The organism is Phascolarctobacterium succinatutens CAG:287 (assembly GCF_000434895.1).
Taxonomy (GTDB): Bacteria; Bacillota; Negativicutes; order Acidaminococcales; family Acidaminococcaceae; genus Phascolarctobacterium_A; species Phascolarctobacterium_A succinatutens_A.
Map to the genome: position 1 here is coordinate 96,793 of NZ_FR892771.1, position 15,091 is coordinate 111,883.

The following is a 15,091-nucleotide window of genomic DNA, read 5'->3' on the forward strand; positions in this document are numbered from 1 at the left end:
AAAAAAACAAATTCTCTGTGCAGGCTTCCTCATATATTTATGCCCAAACAGCAAAAGCCTTCTGCGTCAGGCGGATTTTCCGTCAGAAGCAGAAGGCTCTTAAGCTTTTTTGTTATCTATTTTTTATAATTATTTTTATCTGCCATACTGATACCGGTATTCACCAGCTTCTGTGCCGGCTTGCTGCCATCTTTTACTGCTGCAGCGGCAGCCATCACAGCCTCATAGCCCATTTTGTACTGATTCTGTACAGCAACGGCAATACTATAGTTTTTGTCCTCCAGGCCCAGTAAGGTCTTTTTGCCAAGGTCAAAGCCGGTAACGGCAATATCCTTACGGCCTGCAGTCATTACAGCCTCCACAGTTGCATTGGTGGAGCCGTTGTTGCAGGCAATAATGCCTTTAACATTATGAGTATTTTTGATTTTTTCGGCAACCAGCTTAACTGCGCCTGCATCATCACCGTAGTTAATAATATAATCATGTTCGATTTTCCAGCTTGCAGGAGCAAATTTACCCCAGTTTGCCATAATGCTGTTCAAGCGGTCGGCAATCGTAGTGCTGGCCAAGGTGCTGACATGCACCAGAACTGTTGCTTCCTCGGATTCCTTCACACCGTTAGCCTTCATCTGCTCCACCATCTGTTGGCAAACCTCGGCACCGGCTTCCAGGTTGTTGGTGAGGAAGGCTGCATCGTAATCATTGCTGCTCAATGCGGTATCAACCAGGAAAACCGGCAGCTTCTGCTCGCGCAGAGTTTTCGCACTTGCCGTCATATTGGAGCTGTCCGCCGGAGCAAGAATAACTGCGTCCGCTTTTTTGCCGGGAAGCTCCTTGACCATATCGCGCTGCAGCTCCCAGTCGCCGTCCTTCATAACGCCGCCGACATAAACGTTAACGTCAGCCTTAGCTGCTCCGTCCTTAATGCCACGGATAACATCCTCCCAATAGTTACCCTTCATAACCTTGAGCACAGCATAGACATTTTTGCGTCCTTCCTTAATTTCTGTTACAGGCTCAAAATCCTGCTTAGTTTTGGCGTTCATAACCTTTTGTGTCACCGCGCCCTGTTGCGCATTGTTGCCGCTGCAGCCTGCAACGCCTACAAGCAGTAAAGCCGAGAATAAAACTGCTAATAATTTCTTCATACCCATACTATCAACCTCCGCCTTTTTGCAAACACTTCGATGTTTGTTCATATATTGTAAGAATTATTATAGCACTTTCATACGAAAAATCAAGTAATTTGAGATCTTTATTTGTTTCAACCAGAAGTTTACTGAAATATTTACGCTAAAGATTAAAAGGGTTAGCAAGCATCAACCTTAACCCCAAAACCTGTTATTTGGTTCTTTCAAAACAAAAATAAATATTATTTTTGTCCTCATTCAATTCACAATAGCTTGCATTACACTAGGATAACTTTACAAAAACATCTTTCTTGTCACCGAAATTTGTGCTATAATCTATTACCAAGCAAACAAAAGCTAACAACTGTACAGTATGCTTTATGATTATGATAATTTAGGGAGGATTTTTACATATGCTGAACCAGGTTTCTTTATTCACCGAAAACAACGAGGGTGGTTTGTTCAAAATCACTACCATTCTCGCTAAAGCCAATATCAATATTTACACCATGCTGGCCAATGACAGTGCGGAATTCGGCATTGTGCGCCTGATTGTGGACAAGGCAGAAACTGCTATCGAGGTGCTGAAGGCAGAAGGCTACCAATGCCGTCAGGACAAGGTTATTGCCGTAGAGATGAACGATACTCCGGGTTATCTGGACGGAATTCTTTCCGCTATTCACGGTGCCAACATCGACATTTCCTATCTGTACATTTCCTTTAACCGTGATAATGTTAAACCAGTAGTAGTTTTCAAAACCAACGAGCCGGAAACTGCCACCTTCCTCATCGGTCGTGGCTACAAGCTGCTGGAAACATTTTAATAGCTAAGAAAATTTAGAGGCCGCCCGCTAAAGCAGGCGGTCTTTTTGCATGCAAAAAAAGCTGCTGCAGCCTTCGCTGCAGCAGCTCATACTTATCAGTTTACAATTCTTCCGCCAGGTCAAGCAGCAGTCTTTCCGTTTTTTCCCAGCCCAGGCAGGGGTCGGTAATAGATTTGCCGTAGACGCCGTCATGCACGCCCTGAGCACCGTCCTCGATATAGCTTTCAATCATCAGGCCCTTGACGATTCTGTTGATGTCCGCGTTCAGCTTACGGGAATGCACGATATCCTTGGCAATGCGGATTTGCTCCAGATATTTTTTGCCGGAGTTGGCGTGGTTGGTATCCACAATAATTGCCGGATTCTGCAGCTGACGTTCTGCGTACATATCAATAACGATTTTCAGCACCTCATAATGGTAGTTGGGGAAGCTGTTGCCGATGGGGTCAACATAACCGCGCAAAATAGAATGCGCCAACGGGTTGCCCTTGGTGCGTACCTCCCAGCCACGGAATAGGAATTCCTGCTCATGCTGCGCCGCCGCCACACTGTTGAGCATAACGGACAAATCGCCGCTGGTAGGATTCTTCATGCCAACGGGAATGCCTACGCCGCTGGCAATCATACGGTGCAGCTGATCCTCGCTGGAGCGCGCGCCGACTGCGGCATAGCTCAGCAAATCGGACAGATAGCGGAAAACCTCAGGATAGAGAATTTCCTCTGCACCGGTCAGACCGGTTTCTTCTACCACGCGCACGTTCATTTTGCGGATAGCGATAATACCGCCCAGCATATCCTCCTCACCCTCGGGAGAAGGCTGGTGCAGCATACCCTTATAGCCTACGCCGATAGTACGCGGCTTGTTGGTGTACAGACGCGGTACGATAAAAATTTTATCCTGCACCTTTTCCTGTAGCTTAGCCAGACGATATACATAGTCCAGCACAGCGTCCTCGTTATCGCTGGAGCAAGGACCGATAACCAGCAAAAAGCGGTCATCCTTGCCTGTAAAAATATTCTTTATAGCCTCGTCACGCTGCAGCTTCAGCAGCTTTGAAGCCTTACTTACCGGATAATCCTCCATTAAGGCCTGCGGTGAAGGCAGCACCTTGATAAATTCCATCTGCATGCTCATAAACAATTACTCCCATTAATCAATTTACTGACACCGGCAGATTTTTTGCAACACTCTACCGGCATTAGCAGTGTTAAATTTTCTATATTGTAACACAAACTCTGTTTTTATACAATCATTTATCACTTTAAATTACACTTACAGGATCAACATTAAAGTACAGGTTCGGCTTTTCCTTAAACTCGCTGTTCAGCAGCGCTTCCTTTGTTTCCCTCAAATCCCGCGCCTTCAACAGCACATTGAAGCGATACAGGTCATAGGCCTTCGCCACCAGCGAGGGGAACGGTCCTGCAATCAGCAAATCCTCCAGCTTACCCTGCAGCTTCAAGCTCTGCAGATAAAAGACAACCTGCTGCGCCAATGCCAGTCCTGCTCCCTCATCCTTGTCCACTATCTGCAGCTTGAGCATCTGGGCGAACGGCGGATAAAAATAATTTTGGCGCTCCTGCAGCTCGCGCTTGGCAAAGGTGTCGTAATCCTGCGTCACCGCCAGCTGCAGAATCGGGTTATCCGGATCATAGGTTTGGAAGATTACATGTCCCGGCCTGTCACCGCGTCCCGCACGCCCCGCTGCCTGCGTCAGCAACGAAAAGGCGCGTTCCGACGCTCTGTAATCCGGCAGATGCAGTGCGCTGTCCGCCGCCAGTACTCCCACCAGCGTTACATTGGGAATATCATGTCCCTTTGCCACCATCTGCGTGCCTATCAAAACATTGGCCGCGCCACCTGCAAAACGCCGCAAAATATCGGCATGCGCAAACTTCGCCACAGTCGAATCCTGATCCATACGCAAAACCCGCACCTCCGGCAGCTGCTGCAGCTGTTCTTCCGCCTTCTGCGTACCGCTGCCGAAATATTTGATGCGGCGGCTGTGACAGTTTGGGCATTTCTGCGGCAGCGGCATCGTGTTACCGCAGTAATGGCAGCGCAAATCCTCGTTCTTCTTATGGTAAACCATTGCTACGGCGCAATGCGGACAGGTAATCGTCTGGCCGCAGTCACGGCACATCACAAAGGTAGAATAGCCGCGACGGTTCAAGAGGACAATCGCCTGCTCTCCCGCCGCCGCCGTCATCACCAGCGCCTGCTGCAGCGCGCGCGACAGCACGCTGAAATTGCGCGCCTCCAGCTCCTTGCGCATATCCACGATCTCAACCTTTGGCAGAGCAGCACCATTCGGACGTGACTTAAGATGCAAATGTGTACACTCTCCCTGCAGTGCCTTATAATACGTGCATAAATCCGGCGTAGCACTGCCAAGCACCAAAGCTGCGCCGGTCAGGCGGCAGCGGGTGCGGGCAACATCACGCGCATTGTAATGCGGACGGTGGTCCTCCTCCTTATAGCTGCCCTCGTGCTCCTCGTCGACAATCACCAGTCCCAGCTTTTCAAACGGAGCGAACACAGCACTGCGCACCCCTATCAGCACCCTCGCCTTGCCTGTGCGCATGCGGTACCACACGTCGCCTCTTTCGTTTTGTGAAAGCTTACTGTGCGCCACAGCAATTTCGCTGCCGAACCACGCCTGAAAACGCTTCACCAGCTGTGCTGTGAGCGCAATTTCCGGCACCAGCATCAGCACCTGCCAGCCTGCATCCACAGCATGAGCCGCCGCGCGCAGATAAACCTCCGTCTTGCCGCTGCCGGTAATACCCTGCAGCAAAAAAGACTGTGCACGCTGCGCATCTATCGCCTGATTGATTTTAACAGCAGCATCCTGCTGCTCCTCCGTCAGCTGCAGGCTTTCGCCACGCTCCTGCACAGTGTTGTAGCTGTTGCGCAGCACACGCTTCTGCACTGCGTCCGCCAAACCGTTCTGCGCTAATGCGCGCGCCACAGCGGAGCTCACACCCTGCTGCGCCAGCTCGCTTACGCTAAGCGCTCCCGCAGCCTGCGCCAGTATGCCCAACGCAGCATGCTGCCCCTTGGCACGCCTTGCTAATGTTCCATCAACCAACGCCTGCCTTCCTGCTACATTGATGCGGTAAGCCAACACAGTTTTTTCCTGCAAGCGCTCATTATAAACATAATAAAGCAAACGTCCCTGCGCATCACGCACGGCACGCCGCTTAATGCTCGATTTTCCCGGCACAAAAAGACGCATCGCCTCTGCCAACGAGCACATATAATAATCTGCCATCCATTTGGCAGTAGCCAGCATTTCCTCATCAAACCAGGGCGTGTCCCCTAAGGCTACCTCCACCGGCTTCAGCTTACTTCTCAGCACTTCATCACTAGGCAACGGCACACGCTCTACCACAAAGCCTTCCACCTTCTGGCCGCTGAAGGGAACAACTAAACGCCAGCCGCTGTCTATAAACTGCAGCGCTTCCGGCACACTGTAGGTAAACTGACGAAATAGATTTTTTACCGGTAAATTTATCGCAACATTAACAGCAAACATGGCCAACCTCCTGCAAACATACTTGTAGCTTATTATAGCATAAATCAAGGAGAAGATAAAACGTCAAAGCCTCCGCAAACGCCAGCATAAGAAAATTCAAAACATACTCAAAAGCGCAAAGCAGCGCCCCGATAGCCATCGGGACGCTGCGAAAAATTCATATTTATTTATCTGGCAACAGAAAGCTGCTGCTGCATCAGCGGAATCATTTCCTCGATAGTTTCATATGCCAGCTCATGATTTACATACTCCGGCTGAACGCACTGCAGAATCTGCTTAGCTGCCGTGGTAGTAAAGGGCTTATGCTGATCAATCGCCGCAATATGACGCCAAATAAGCTCTGTATCACAATTAGCCGGCACCTTGCGTTCAAAGCTGCGCAAATACTTGCCGGAAAGCGAGCAGGAAAGATGTACGCCCTCAATCAGCTCAGCATACGGACCGAGCTTGTCCACCGTGCGGCAGACAAAATCCGCTGCCTCCGCCTCCGTGCGCAGACGCGGATTCGTATTCATCAGATGACCGGTATCCAGCATAATGCCGACGTTTTTGCGCTCAATGCGCTCAAAGAAAAACTTCACCTTGCGCGCATCCGTCAGGCGCAGACCGGGCCACCACAAATTTTCAAACAGCACCGTAACGTTGGCAGGAATCTCATCCGCCACGGCATTAAAAACATCTGCCGAAGCAGCCAATACCTCACGGTCATCGTAACGGAAATCAAAGGTAAAGATCGTTTCGGTATCAGCCTCCGCCACATGCCACACCAGATATTCAGGCTTCTGCGAAATTGCGGCGCAAATATTACGGCGGATAACAGCCAGCCATTCATCACAGCTCATAGCCGTTTTAAAATATGTCTGGCGTTCATGGATACTGCGGAACTGCTGCTGCAGGCGTTTAGCCTTTCTCAGCCAGAAATCCATCCAGTACGGCCAATAACTCAAATGCGCGCCAAAGGTTAAATCCTTGTAATCAGGAAAAGCTCCCGGCTCTCTGTAAACAAACTGTTCAATACCGTCGACACCCAGTTGCTGTACTAAATCAGCCAAGGTCATTCCTTTGCGCTTCAGCTCATCTTCATACCAATCAATAGGACAATAATTAATCAGATGCTTCGTCATTTCTCACCCTTCTTTGCTTCTTACTGCATGCTTTCAGTGACTGCCTTGCTTTAATATGCATGCTATCGGCAAATAACTTACAACCTTGGTTTTCATAAAAAAACTGCGGCGACAACGCTGCAGTCTTAATACAAGTCCGGCAAGCAGCACTACTCAAATACAAAAGATGGTTACACAACCATCCTTCCTTTCACCTGTACATCGCAAGCTCGCGGAAAATCCTTCGGGCATAGGCACTCTGACTAAGTTCATTGCCAGACAGCATCTTGTGAGGATATACGCTGCCAGGCTCACATTACAGTTGCGGTACAGTACCAGATTCGCACTGGTTTTCCTTCTGCTCAAAGCATATTAAGTTTTTATTGCCTCGCTTTCTTTATCTGATGAAAGCTGTGTAATAGTAATATCTACTATTTATAGTATAATTAGTATATCATCAATCAAAAATTTTGGCAAGAGAGATATGAAATTTTTTCCGTATCCATACTACAGAATAATAAACTCCCGAAAGTACGATGCTTTCGGGAGTTTGCATTTGAATATGCGCCATGACGCAGACAATGGTTTAGCGACAGACTGTAATAGGAACGAGGGCGGGCAGCCCATTACTGCACGCAAACTCATCCGCCTGTACGCGGAATACGTCCGCCAACAGCTTGGATGTAACAATTTCTTTAGGCTCACCGCTGACAACTAAGCGTCCCGCCTTGATAACGGCAACATAATCAGCGTACTGAATGGCATGGTTCAAATCATGGATAACCATAACAACAGTAAGTCCCAGCTCCTTGTTGAGCTTATCAAGCAGCTGCATAACCTCCAGCTGGTGACAGATATCAAGATAGGTCGTAGGCTCATCTAGCAGCAGCACCTGCGGTCTTTGCGCCAGCGCCATCGCTATCCAGGCGCGCTGACGCTCGCCGCCGCTCAGCGTGTGCAGAAGCCGGTGGCTCATCGACGTCATATTGGTCTGCTCCAAGGCCCAGGCGACGTGCTGTGCATCGTCCTTATCCCCACGCCCTAAGAAGCTACGATGCGGGAAGCGTCCCATTTCAACCAAATCCTGCACCGTCAAATCCGTAGGCGCAACCGGTGACTGCGTCAAAATTGCCAGACAGCGGGCAAATTCGCGGTGCGACAGGCTATGGATATCCTTGCCCAGGAAGCTGATGCTGCCCTTGGCGCACGGCAGAATGCGGGCAATCGCCTTCAGTGTTGTACTTTTGCCGCAGCCGTTGGGGCCGATGATAGCGGTAATCTTGCCCTCAGGAATCGCCAGCGACAAATCATGGATGATTGTTTTTTTGTTAATTGCTATATCAATATGCGTTGCCTCTAAAACAGCTTTAAAGGGCGCTGCATTATTTTGTGTCATCAGATTTCCCTCCTTAACAGGAACAAGAAGAAGGGCGCGCCCAAAAAGGCCATAATAATACCAACAGGCAGTTCAATCGGCGCAAAAATTACACGCGCAAAGGTATCACTGAGCGTAACAATGGCAATGCCCAAAAGTGCGGAAGCAGGCAGCAGAAAGCGGTAGTCGCTGCCTATCAGCAGTCGCGCTGCATGCGGCACCACAAGGCCTACAAAGCCCAGCAGGCCGACAACGCTGACAGCGCTGGCTGCGAGCAAGGCTGCAATAGCCGTAAGGATAATGCGTGTTACCTCAACATTGACACCAAGGCCGCGCGCCATCTCATCACCCAGCTGCAGGATGTTCAGATAAGCGGCGCTGGCAAGCGCCAGAATCAGGCCGATAACAGCATACGGCAAAATAATATTTACATGCGGCCAGCTGCGTGCGGCAAGACCGCCTACCATCCACATTAAAGCGCCATGCACTCTGTCACTGTAAAAAATCATCAGGCCGCTGATACCTGCACCCAAAAAGGCAGATACCGCAACACCGGCAAGAATAATACGCACCGGCTTAATGCCGTTTTTCCACGCCAGAATATAAATGCAGACAGCAGCCAGCATCGCGCCGATGAAGGCAACAGGCGTAATCAGATATTCCATCGCCGGGAACAAAATCATAATCACAACACCTGCCAGACCTGCGCCGGAGCTGATGCCGATAATATGCGGGTCCGCCAGCGGATTACGCATAATCGCCTGCAGAATTGCACCGGAAAGCGACAGGTTGATGCCGACCAAGGCACCGACGATGGTGCGCGGCATACGGATGTTCCAGATAATCTGACTGCGCGGATCATTACCGGGATTAAGCAGAATATCGGTAATCTCCTTGATGCTGATAATGCTGGAGCCTTTTGTTAAGCTCAAAAAGCTGCCCAATAGTGCCAAGAACAAAAATATCACAAGAATAGTAATACGCCATTTAGTACGGCCGATACCAAAATGCTCCGTCTGCTCTGCAGACTGCTTATTTTCCATTAGTAAAGACCTCCGGATAAACCTGCTGTGCCATAAACTTTACAGCCTCAGGATAGCGCAGGCCGGGGTTAATTAAAAACAGCTTTTCCGGCAGCACATATACTCTGCCTGCTTTTACAGCCGGCAGACTGTTCCATGCGGGGTTATTTTTAAAGTCGGTGCGCAGACGGTTTTCAATTTCCTCAGGCTTGCCCATAGAGGTAATAAAGATAATTTCCGGGTTCTGCTCTACCAATGTTTCCATGCTGTAAGGAGTTTTATTGGATTTTCCCTTGAGCGCTGCAGCAGCAACGTTTTCAAAGCCCAGGATATCGCTTACACAGCCGGCAATGCTGTGCGAGCCTTCTACCGTAACGGCGCTGGCTGTTGCATGCATAATAACGATGCGTTTCTTTTCCTTAGGAAGCTTACTGGTAACGGCGGCAACCTGTTTATCAAGCAGCTCATTTTCCTTTTGGGCCTTATCCTGCGTACCATAAATATCGCCCAAGGTTTTGATGGCGCCCTTTACATCCTCAAAGGTTTGGGTATCAAACTCCACTACGTTGATTTTGTTGGACTGCAGCATCGGGATAAATTTATCATGCTGATTTTTGCTGGCCAGAACCAAATCAGGCTTCAGGCCGACAAGCGCTTCCATATTAATATTGTAGACCATGCCTACCTCCGGCACAGACTTCATAGATTCGGGAATCTTGCCTACCTTAGAGCTGGCGCGACCGACTACGGTGCCACCGACAGCCTCAATCATACTCAAATATGAAGGACTGAGGCTTACCACTCTTTCAGGCTTTTTGGCAAGCGAAACCTGTCTGCCTGCAGCATCGGTAAGCTGCAGATAAGCCTTGTCACCGCCAGTCTGCGTTCCTACACCACCGCAACCGGCAGCAAGCAGCATAGCCGCACATAATAGACCACAAGCAATTTTTTTCAAGATCATGTTAATCACCTCATACTCATCTTACATTGCCCAAGCCCCAAGCTTTGGCAATACATATAACTCTCTGATAAAAAAAGCTTAATAATATCGCCCTCATAATAGCACAAATCAGAAGTGTAGTCAATGAAAGTTGCTAAGAAGCACTCATAATAGTATAATAAAATAATAAGCTTGTTATAACAAAGGAGTAGAAATATTATGGAAATCAATGCAATGATTAACCGCATAAATGCATTAGCCAAAAAGAAAAAAACCTCCGGCCTGACGCCGGAAGAATTGGCAGAACAAAAGGAGCTGTACAAGGAATATCTGGCCAACATCCGCAGCCAGCTGAAGGCACAGCTCGATAACATCGAAGTAGTCGACGAGCTGCCGGATAAAAAACAGCTGCACTGATGGCTGCTATCCTGTCGCCATCCATGCTGGCTTACGAGGACGATTTTCTGCTGATTATCGATAAGCCTGCAGGCATGTTGGTGCACCCCACTGTCAGCGAGCGCGGTACTACGCTTTACGATTACGTCAAAGCATATTATGAAGCCAACGGCATTAATGCCGGTATACATCCCGTATCGCGCTTAGACCGCAACACCTCCGGTCTGGTTATTTTCGCCAAAGAGCCTGTTGTACAGCACTGGCTGAGCCAGCAGCAGGTTGAAAAGGAATATCTGGCGCTGGCCTGCGGACGCTTTGAAAACAGCGAAGGTATTATCGAAGCGCCTATCGCCCGCAAGGAGGGCAGCATCATCGAACGCTGTGTTGATTACGAATGCGGCAAATACGCTAAAACAGCCTATGAGGTTTTAGCAGCCTACAGCAGCTGCACGCTGCTCAAGGTCCGTCTTTTCACCGGACGCACGCACCAGATACGTGTCCACCTTGCTTCCATCGGCCATCCGCTCGTAAACGACAATCTTTACGGCACTCCCGGCCCCCAGGCGCGCCATGCGCTGCATGCCTATCGTCTGGCCTTTAAGCATCCGGTAAGCGATGTATTTTTAGAAATTACCCGTTCTTTACCAAATGATTTACTGAAACTTCTGTACTAAATAAGCAGAGCATGATATAATTAGTGTATACTAATGTAAAGACAGAGTAGCTGTAAGGCTACCCTGAATAAGGAGGAATAGACAAATGCCCTTAGTTACATCTACTGAAATGTTCAAAAAAGCTTACGAAGGTCACTATGCTGTTGGTGCCTTCAACGTCAACAACATGGAAATCATCCAAGGTATCGTTGCTGCAGCACAACAGGAAAAATCCCCGCTGATTCTGCAGGTAAGTGCCGGCGCTCGCAAATACGCTAACCACATCTACCTGATGAAGCTGGTTGAAGCAGCAATCGAAGACACCGGTCTGCCTATCTGCCTGCATCTGGACCACGGCGAAGATTTTGACATCTGCAAAGCCTGCGTCGACGGCGGCTTCACCTCCGTTATGATAGACGGCAGCAAGCATCCTTTTGAAGAAAATATCGAAATGACTCGTCGTGTTGTTGAATATGCACACGAAAGAGGCGTTGTAGTTGAGGCAGAGCTTGGCCGACTGGCAGGCGTTGAAGACGCTGTTAAGGTTAACACCAAGGACGCTACCTACACCGATCCCGATCAGGCTGTAGAATTCGTTGAACGCACCGGCTGCGACAGCCTGGCTATCGCTATCGGCACCAGTCATGGCGCTTACAAATTCAAAGGCAAACCGGAACTGGACTTCGCACGTCTGGAAAAAATCACCAACTTGCTGCCTGGTTATCCTCTGGTTCTGCATGGTGCTTCCACCGTTATCCCGTCCTTTGTTGAAGAATGCAACAAATACGGCGGCAAGCTGGACGGCGCTCAAGGCGTACCTGAAGACATGCTGCTGCAAGCAGGCAAATTCGGTGTTTGCAAAATCAACATCGATACCGACCTGCGCCTGGCAATGACCGCTTCCATCCGTAAGCATCTTGTAGAAAACCCCGGCGACTTTGATCCTCGCCAATACCTGAAACCAGCACGTCAGGCTATCCAAGACATGGTAGCTCACAAAATGCGTGACGTACTCAACAGCAGCAACAGACTGTAAGCTATAACGATTTAAAAACTAAAATGCACCATTCCCTACTATCAAGGAATGGTGCATTTTTTTATTTATGCAAAGCGTATATCATTTTTTCTTACAAATCCTTCAGGATATCATCCATGTACTTATGCAGCTTTTCCAGCTTCTTGCGTACCATAACCGCCTTATCCGGGTTACGCGCCACAATCTGTTCGATTTTGCTGCGCTGCAGCAGATAATCGTGTTCCATACCACGCATGTAAGCACGCAGGTCGATAGCAGCAGGCTCAACCTGAACCATTTCGGATTCATGCATCTGCCACTCGGTACCATGGATTTCGGCACAGTCACCAAAGTGCGGGATGTAGGTTGCCGTTCCCAGATTGCGTCCCAAAGAATCTGCCAGCTCCATAGCTGCATCAAGCTCGCCGTGCGTAACGAAAAAGGCCTTGGGCACCTCCTTCATGCTGCTATACCAGGCTAACAGCTGCTGCTTATCCGCATGGGCAGAAAAGCCCTTCATATTGTAAATTTTGGCGTTGACTCTGATGTCCTCGCCCATAATCTTAATGCGTTTAATACCTTCTATCAGCCTGCGTCCGATAGTGCCCTCTGCCTGATAGCCGGCAAATACTATGCTGCTGTCCTCACGCCACAGATTATGCTTAAGGTGATGCAGAATACGACCGGCGTCTGCCATGCCGCTGGCCGAAATAACAATCTTGCTGCCCGGAATTTCGTTAATCGCCATGGATTCCTGCACCGTTGCGGTAAAGCGCAAGTTATGCATAGACACCAGTCTGCGTCCCTGCATTGCGTAAAGCGCCCGCGCTTCCTCATCATATTCCTCGGGATTCGTCATAGTAATCTGCGTAGCTCTGTTGGCCATAGGACTATCTACATAAATAGGAATCTCAGGAATTTTGCCTTCCGCCTGCAGCTTTTGGAAATAGTACAGCAGTACCTGCGTACGCCCTACAGCAAACGCAGGAATGATAACGTTACCGCCACGCTCGACAGTATCGTTGATAATATTCGCCAGTTCGCCTTCCTTATCGTAAGCTTCGTGGATGCGGTTGCCGTAGGTGGATTCCGTAATAATAAAATCCGCACCGCCTGCTGCGGCCGGGTCCTCAATAATCGGCTGGTTGGGCTGGCCGATATCGCCGGTAAAAATCAAGCGCGTCTTTTTATCGTCTTCGTTAACAGACATCTCTACGAAAGCAGAGCCAAGAATGTGTCCTGCAACGCGGAAGGTTACGGTAACACCGGGAACAACATTAAACGCTTCGCCGAAGCTGCGCAGCTTGAACAAATGCAAGGCTCTGGCAGCATCATCAACCGTAAACAGCGGCTCAACAATCTTTTTGCCAGCACGCATGCCTTTGCGGTTGGCGTATTCTGCCTCGCCCTCCTGAATGTGCGCGCTGTCCGGCAGCAAAATCGAGCACAGCTCCTCTGTCGATTTAGTGCAATAGATGGGGCCGCGGAAGCCTTCCTTGACCAGCTTCGGCAACAGACCGCTATGGTCAACATGGGCGTGCGTCAGTACAACAGCCTCAATCTCTCCCGGATGAAACAAAAATTCCTTTTCGTTCAGCGCTTTTATCAGCTTGGAGCCTTGGAACATGCCGCAGTCTACCAAAAACTTGTGTCCGCTGACCTCCAGCAGATAACAGGAACCGGTAACGGTGCGCGTTGCACCTAAAAAAGTTATTTTCATCGCAAAGCCTCCATTCTGCAAGTAGTATTTTCAGTTATATTTTATAATTCTACAAAACGAAGGTAAAATCCTTTTTATGGTGGAAATTAGTGGGATGAGAAAAAGCACGTTGTTACACGTGCTTGATTAACGATGTTATTTTAATATTTTACGATATCGCTGTCAGTCTGCTAAATAAGCTAATCCCAAAACGGCAGCTACAAGCAATATTACGATATATAACGGGGTGAATACCCAAACCCACGGTAAATCCAACGAGCCAAACAGCTTGCCCAGAATCAACCCCGCTTGAACTGTACCTAAAGTTGTTTTTAGCATGCTACACCTCCAATAAAAAAGCAGACTCTGAGTTTTCGCTCAAAATCTGCTTACTAATCAATAGTTTTCAATCAATTGCAGCTTATTAGCCCCACGCAGCACCGCTTTTTTCAGGAAAGGTTCCCTTACGAGCTAGACGCTCTACTTGTGCCCAAGCTTGTCCCTTATATCCACTCGAAACTCCATCAACATCTTTAACTAAAACTCTGCTAAAATCATTTAGATTAACCTGTACAATACCAAATGTATCAGTTATACCTTCGGGATAAAATTTATACTGTACATATTCTTTTGTCAGTTCTAACAGTTCAAGCGTCAACATTTTGCTTACTCCATTCTAATACAAAGTATAATTATACTTTGTATTAGTCAAATTATGTGCTTTATCATAATTATAACCCATTTTACGCATGATAACAAATTCTAAATGTTAATGTTTTAGCATTACTATATCATGCTCCTGTATATTTTTCCCTTCCAACAGCCTTTGAAAAGACTGTGCCATATCGTAATCAGGATAAAATCTATGATGTCCATCTGCTAAATCGTACTCGTTTATGAAAACGTGGTTATAAATACTTTTCAAACGTTTTTTAGGATAACCTATATTTTTATGTATTTTATTAACAAAAGCATGTATGCCATTCTTGCGACGTGCTTCATAATATTTTTCCGCATGCTCATTACGTCTAGTAAAATCTGGATTGTTCTTATCATTCAAAGCACCAGATGATATAGCACCTGCCGGCAAATCACTCAGCCTGCTCTCCACTTCTCTCAGCCCAGCATAACCACGCGTATACTTCCGCCAGTCTTCACCGTTTTCCCACGCTTTCAAGCCTTTACGCCCCAGCACCTGCACCCTGCGTGACTCTGGCAAGCTATTCAGCCATTTGTCGCCTGCTTCCCGCACCTGATCACGTTGCTGCTGCATATCAACTTCGCCTTCAATAACTTCTACGTACCGGCATAAGCAATGCGGGTGTACCGGCAAAGGCGGCAGCTTATCCTTTGGATATATGCCTGCACCTAAGCCATACATATCAGCTTTGGCGT

The 15,091-nt window shown here is 48.3% G+C and carries 14 protein-coding genes and 1 pseudogene; 4 read left to right on the top strand and 11 right to left on the bottom strand.

Annotated elements, in window-relative coordinates:
- Positions 1–116: 116 nt before the first annotated feature.
- Positions 117–1,154, bottom strand: coding sequence for a substrate-binding domain-containing protein (locus BN587_RS03010; RefSeq protein ID WP_021719675.1), 1,038 nt, complete (start codon positions 1,152–1,154; stop codon positions 117–119).
- Between the two features lie 389 nt (positions 1,155–1,543).
- Between BN587_RS03010 and BN587_RS03015 the strand changes: the two genes are divergently transcribed.
- Positions 1,544–1,954: an ACT domain protein gene (locus tag BN587_RS03015; protein ID WP_021719676.1), complete on the top strand. Its 411-nt coding sequence runs from the start codon at positions 1,544–1,546 to the stop codon at positions 1,952–1,954.
- Between the two features lie 100 nt (positions 1,955–2,054).
- Here the strand turns inward: BN587_RS03015 and BN587_RS03020 are convergent, their stop codons facing one another.
- From BN587_RS03020 to BN587_RS03045, 6 genes are all read right to left on the bottom strand, one after another.
- Positions 2,055–3,089: a 3-deoxy-7-phosphoheptulonate synthase gene (locus BN587_RS03020; protein WP_009145209.1), complete on the bottom strand. Its 1,035-nt coding sequence runs from the start codon at positions 3,087–3,089 to the stop codon at positions 2,055–2,057.
- 127 nt (positions 3,090–3,216) lie between these two features.
- Complete coding sequence (gene priA / locus BN587_RS03025; RefSeq protein WP_021719677.1) at positions 3,217–5,493, bottom strand: replication restart helicase PriA; 2,277 nt, start codon at positions 5,491–5,493, stop codon at positions 3,217–3,219.
- Between the two features lie 167 nt (positions 5,494–5,660).
- Positions 5,661–6,617, bottom strand: a complete 957-nt coding sequence (locus tag BN587_RS03030; RefSeq protein WP_021719678.1) for a TIM barrel protein — start codon at positions 6,615–6,617, stop codon at positions 5,661–5,663.
- Positions 6,618–7,182: 565 nt separating this feature from the next.
- On the bottom strand, positions 7,183–7,992 hold the full coding sequence (locus tag BN587_RS03035) for an ABC transporter ATP-binding protein (RefSeq protein WP_021719679.1): 810 nt from the start codon (positions 7,990–7,992) through the stop codon (positions 7,183–7,185).
- Positions 7,992–9,014: a FecCD family ABC transporter permease gene (locus BN587_RS03040; protein ID WP_009144481.1), complete on the bottom strand. Its 1,023-nt coding sequence runs from the start codon at positions 9,012–9,014 to the stop codon at positions 7,992–7,994. Before BN587_RS03040 ends, BN587_RS03035 begins: the two co-directional genes overlap by 1 nt.
- Complete coding sequence (locus BN587_RS03045; RefSeq protein ID WP_021719680.1) at positions 9,004–9,954, bottom strand: ABC transporter substrate-binding protein; 951 nt, start codon at positions 9,952–9,954, stop codon at positions 9,004–9,006. The genes BN587_RS03040 and BN587_RS03045 overlap by 11 nt, the downstream gene beginning before the upstream one ends.
- Before the next feature lie 198 nt (positions 9,955–10,152).
- Here BN587_RS03045 and BN587_RS03050 point away from each other — a divergent pair, with 198 nt between their 5' ends.
- From BN587_RS03050 to fba, 3 genes are all read left to right on the top strand, one after another.
- On the top strand, positions 10,153–10,350 hold the full coding sequence (locus BN587_RS03050; RefSeq protein ID WP_021719681.1) for a DUF896 domain-containing protein: 198 nt from the start codon (positions 10,153–10,155) through the stop codon (positions 10,348–10,350).
- Positions 10,350–11,003 carry an RluA family pseudouridine synthase gene (locus BN587_RS03055; RefSeq protein WP_021719682.1) on the top strand — a complete coding sequence of 218 codons (654 nt, stop codon included), beginning with the start codon at positions 10,350–10,352 and terminating at the stop codon, positions 11,001–11,003. The genes BN587_RS03050 and BN587_RS03055 overlap by 1 nt, the downstream gene beginning before the upstream one ends.
- 85 nt (positions 11,004–11,088) lie before the next feature.
- A complete protein-coding gene (gene fba, locus BN587_RS03060; RefSeq protein WP_021719683.1) occupies positions 11,089–12,018 on the top strand; it encodes a class II fructose-1,6-bisphosphate aldolase in 930 nt (309 codons plus the stop codon).
- A 91-nt stretch (positions 12,019–12,109) separates the two neighbouring features.
- Here fba and BN587_RS03065 read toward each other — a convergent pair whose 3' ends face one another.
- The 4 genes and pseudogenes from BN587_RS03065 to BN587_RS11325 form a co-directional block, all read right to left on the bottom strand.
- Positions 12,110–13,717: an MBL fold metallo-hydrolase RNA specificity domain-containing protein gene (locus BN587_RS03065; protein WP_021719684.1), complete on the bottom strand. Its 1,608-nt coding sequence runs from the start codon at positions 13,715–13,717 to the stop codon at positions 12,110–12,112.
- 162 nt (positions 13,718–13,879) lie between these two features.
- Entirely contained in the window at positions 13,880–14,035 is a 156-nt protein-coding gene (locus BN587_RS11740; protein WP_021719685.1) for a hypothetical protein, read from the bottom strand.
- A gap of 85 nt (positions 14,036–14,120) precedes the next feature.
- A complete protein-coding gene (locus BN587_RS03070) occupies positions 14,121–14,357 on the bottom strand; it encodes a hypothetical protein (protein WP_021719686.1) in 237 nt (78 codons plus the stop codon).
- A 108-nt stretch (positions 14,358–14,465) separates the two neighbouring features.
- Positions 14,466–15,091: pseudogene (locus BN587_RS11325) on the bottom strand (hypothetical protein); the annotation flags it as partial.

Coding starts and splice junctions, on each gene's coding strand:
- priA (WP_021719677.1), bottom strand. CDS start 5,493: ATGTTTGCTGTTAATGTTGCGATAAATTTACCGGTAAAAAATCTATTT.
- BN587_RS03065 (WP_021719684.1), bottom strand. CDS start 13,717: ATGAAAATAACTTTTTTAGGTGCAACGCGCACCGTTACCGGTTCCTGT.
- BN587_RS03015 (WP_021719676.1), top strand. CDS start 1,544: ATGCTGAACCAGGTTTCTTTATTCACCGAAAACAACGAGGGTGGTTTG.
- BN587_RS03070 (WP_021719686.1), bottom strand. CDS start 14,357: ATGTTGACGCTTGAACTGTTAGAACTGACAAAAGAATATGTACAGTAT.
- BN587_RS03045 (WP_021719680.1), bottom strand. CDS start 9,954: ATGATCTTGAAAAAAATTGCTTGTGGTCTATTATGTGCGGCTATGCTG.
- BN587_RS03035 (WP_021719679.1), bottom strand. CDS start 7,992: ATGACACAAAATAATGCAGCGCCCTTTAAAGCTGTTTTAGAGGCAACG.
- BN587_RS11740 (WP_021719685.1), bottom strand. CDS start 14,035: ATGCTAAAAACAACTTTAGGTACAGTTCAAGCGGGGTTGATTCTGGGC.
- BN587_RS03010 (WP_021719675.1), bottom strand. CDS start 1,154: ATGGGTATGAAGAAATTATTAGCAGTTTTATTCTCGGCTTTACTGCTT.
- BN587_RS03020 (WP_009145209.1), bottom strand. CDS start 3,089: ATGAGCATGCAGATGGAATTTATCAAGGTGCTGCCTTCACCGCAGGCC.
- BN587_RS03040 (WP_009144481.1), bottom strand. CDS start 9,014: ATGGAAAATAAGCAGTCTGCAGAGCAGACGGAGCATTTTGGTATCGGC.
- BN587_RS03030 (WP_021719678.1), bottom strand. CDS start 6,617: ATGACGAAGCATCTGATTAATTATTGTCCTATTGATTGGTATGAAGAT.
- BN587_RS03055 (WP_021719682.1), top strand. CDS start 10,350: ATGGCTGCTATCCTGTCGCCATCCATGCTGGCTTACGAGGACGATTTT.
- BN587_RS03050 (WP_021719681.1), top strand. CDS start 10,153: ATGGAAATCAATGCAATGATTAACCGCATAAATGCATTAGCCAAAAAG.
- fba (WP_021719683.1), top strand. CDS start 11,089: ATGCCCTTAGTTACATCTACTGAAATGTTCAAAAAAGCTTACGAAGGT.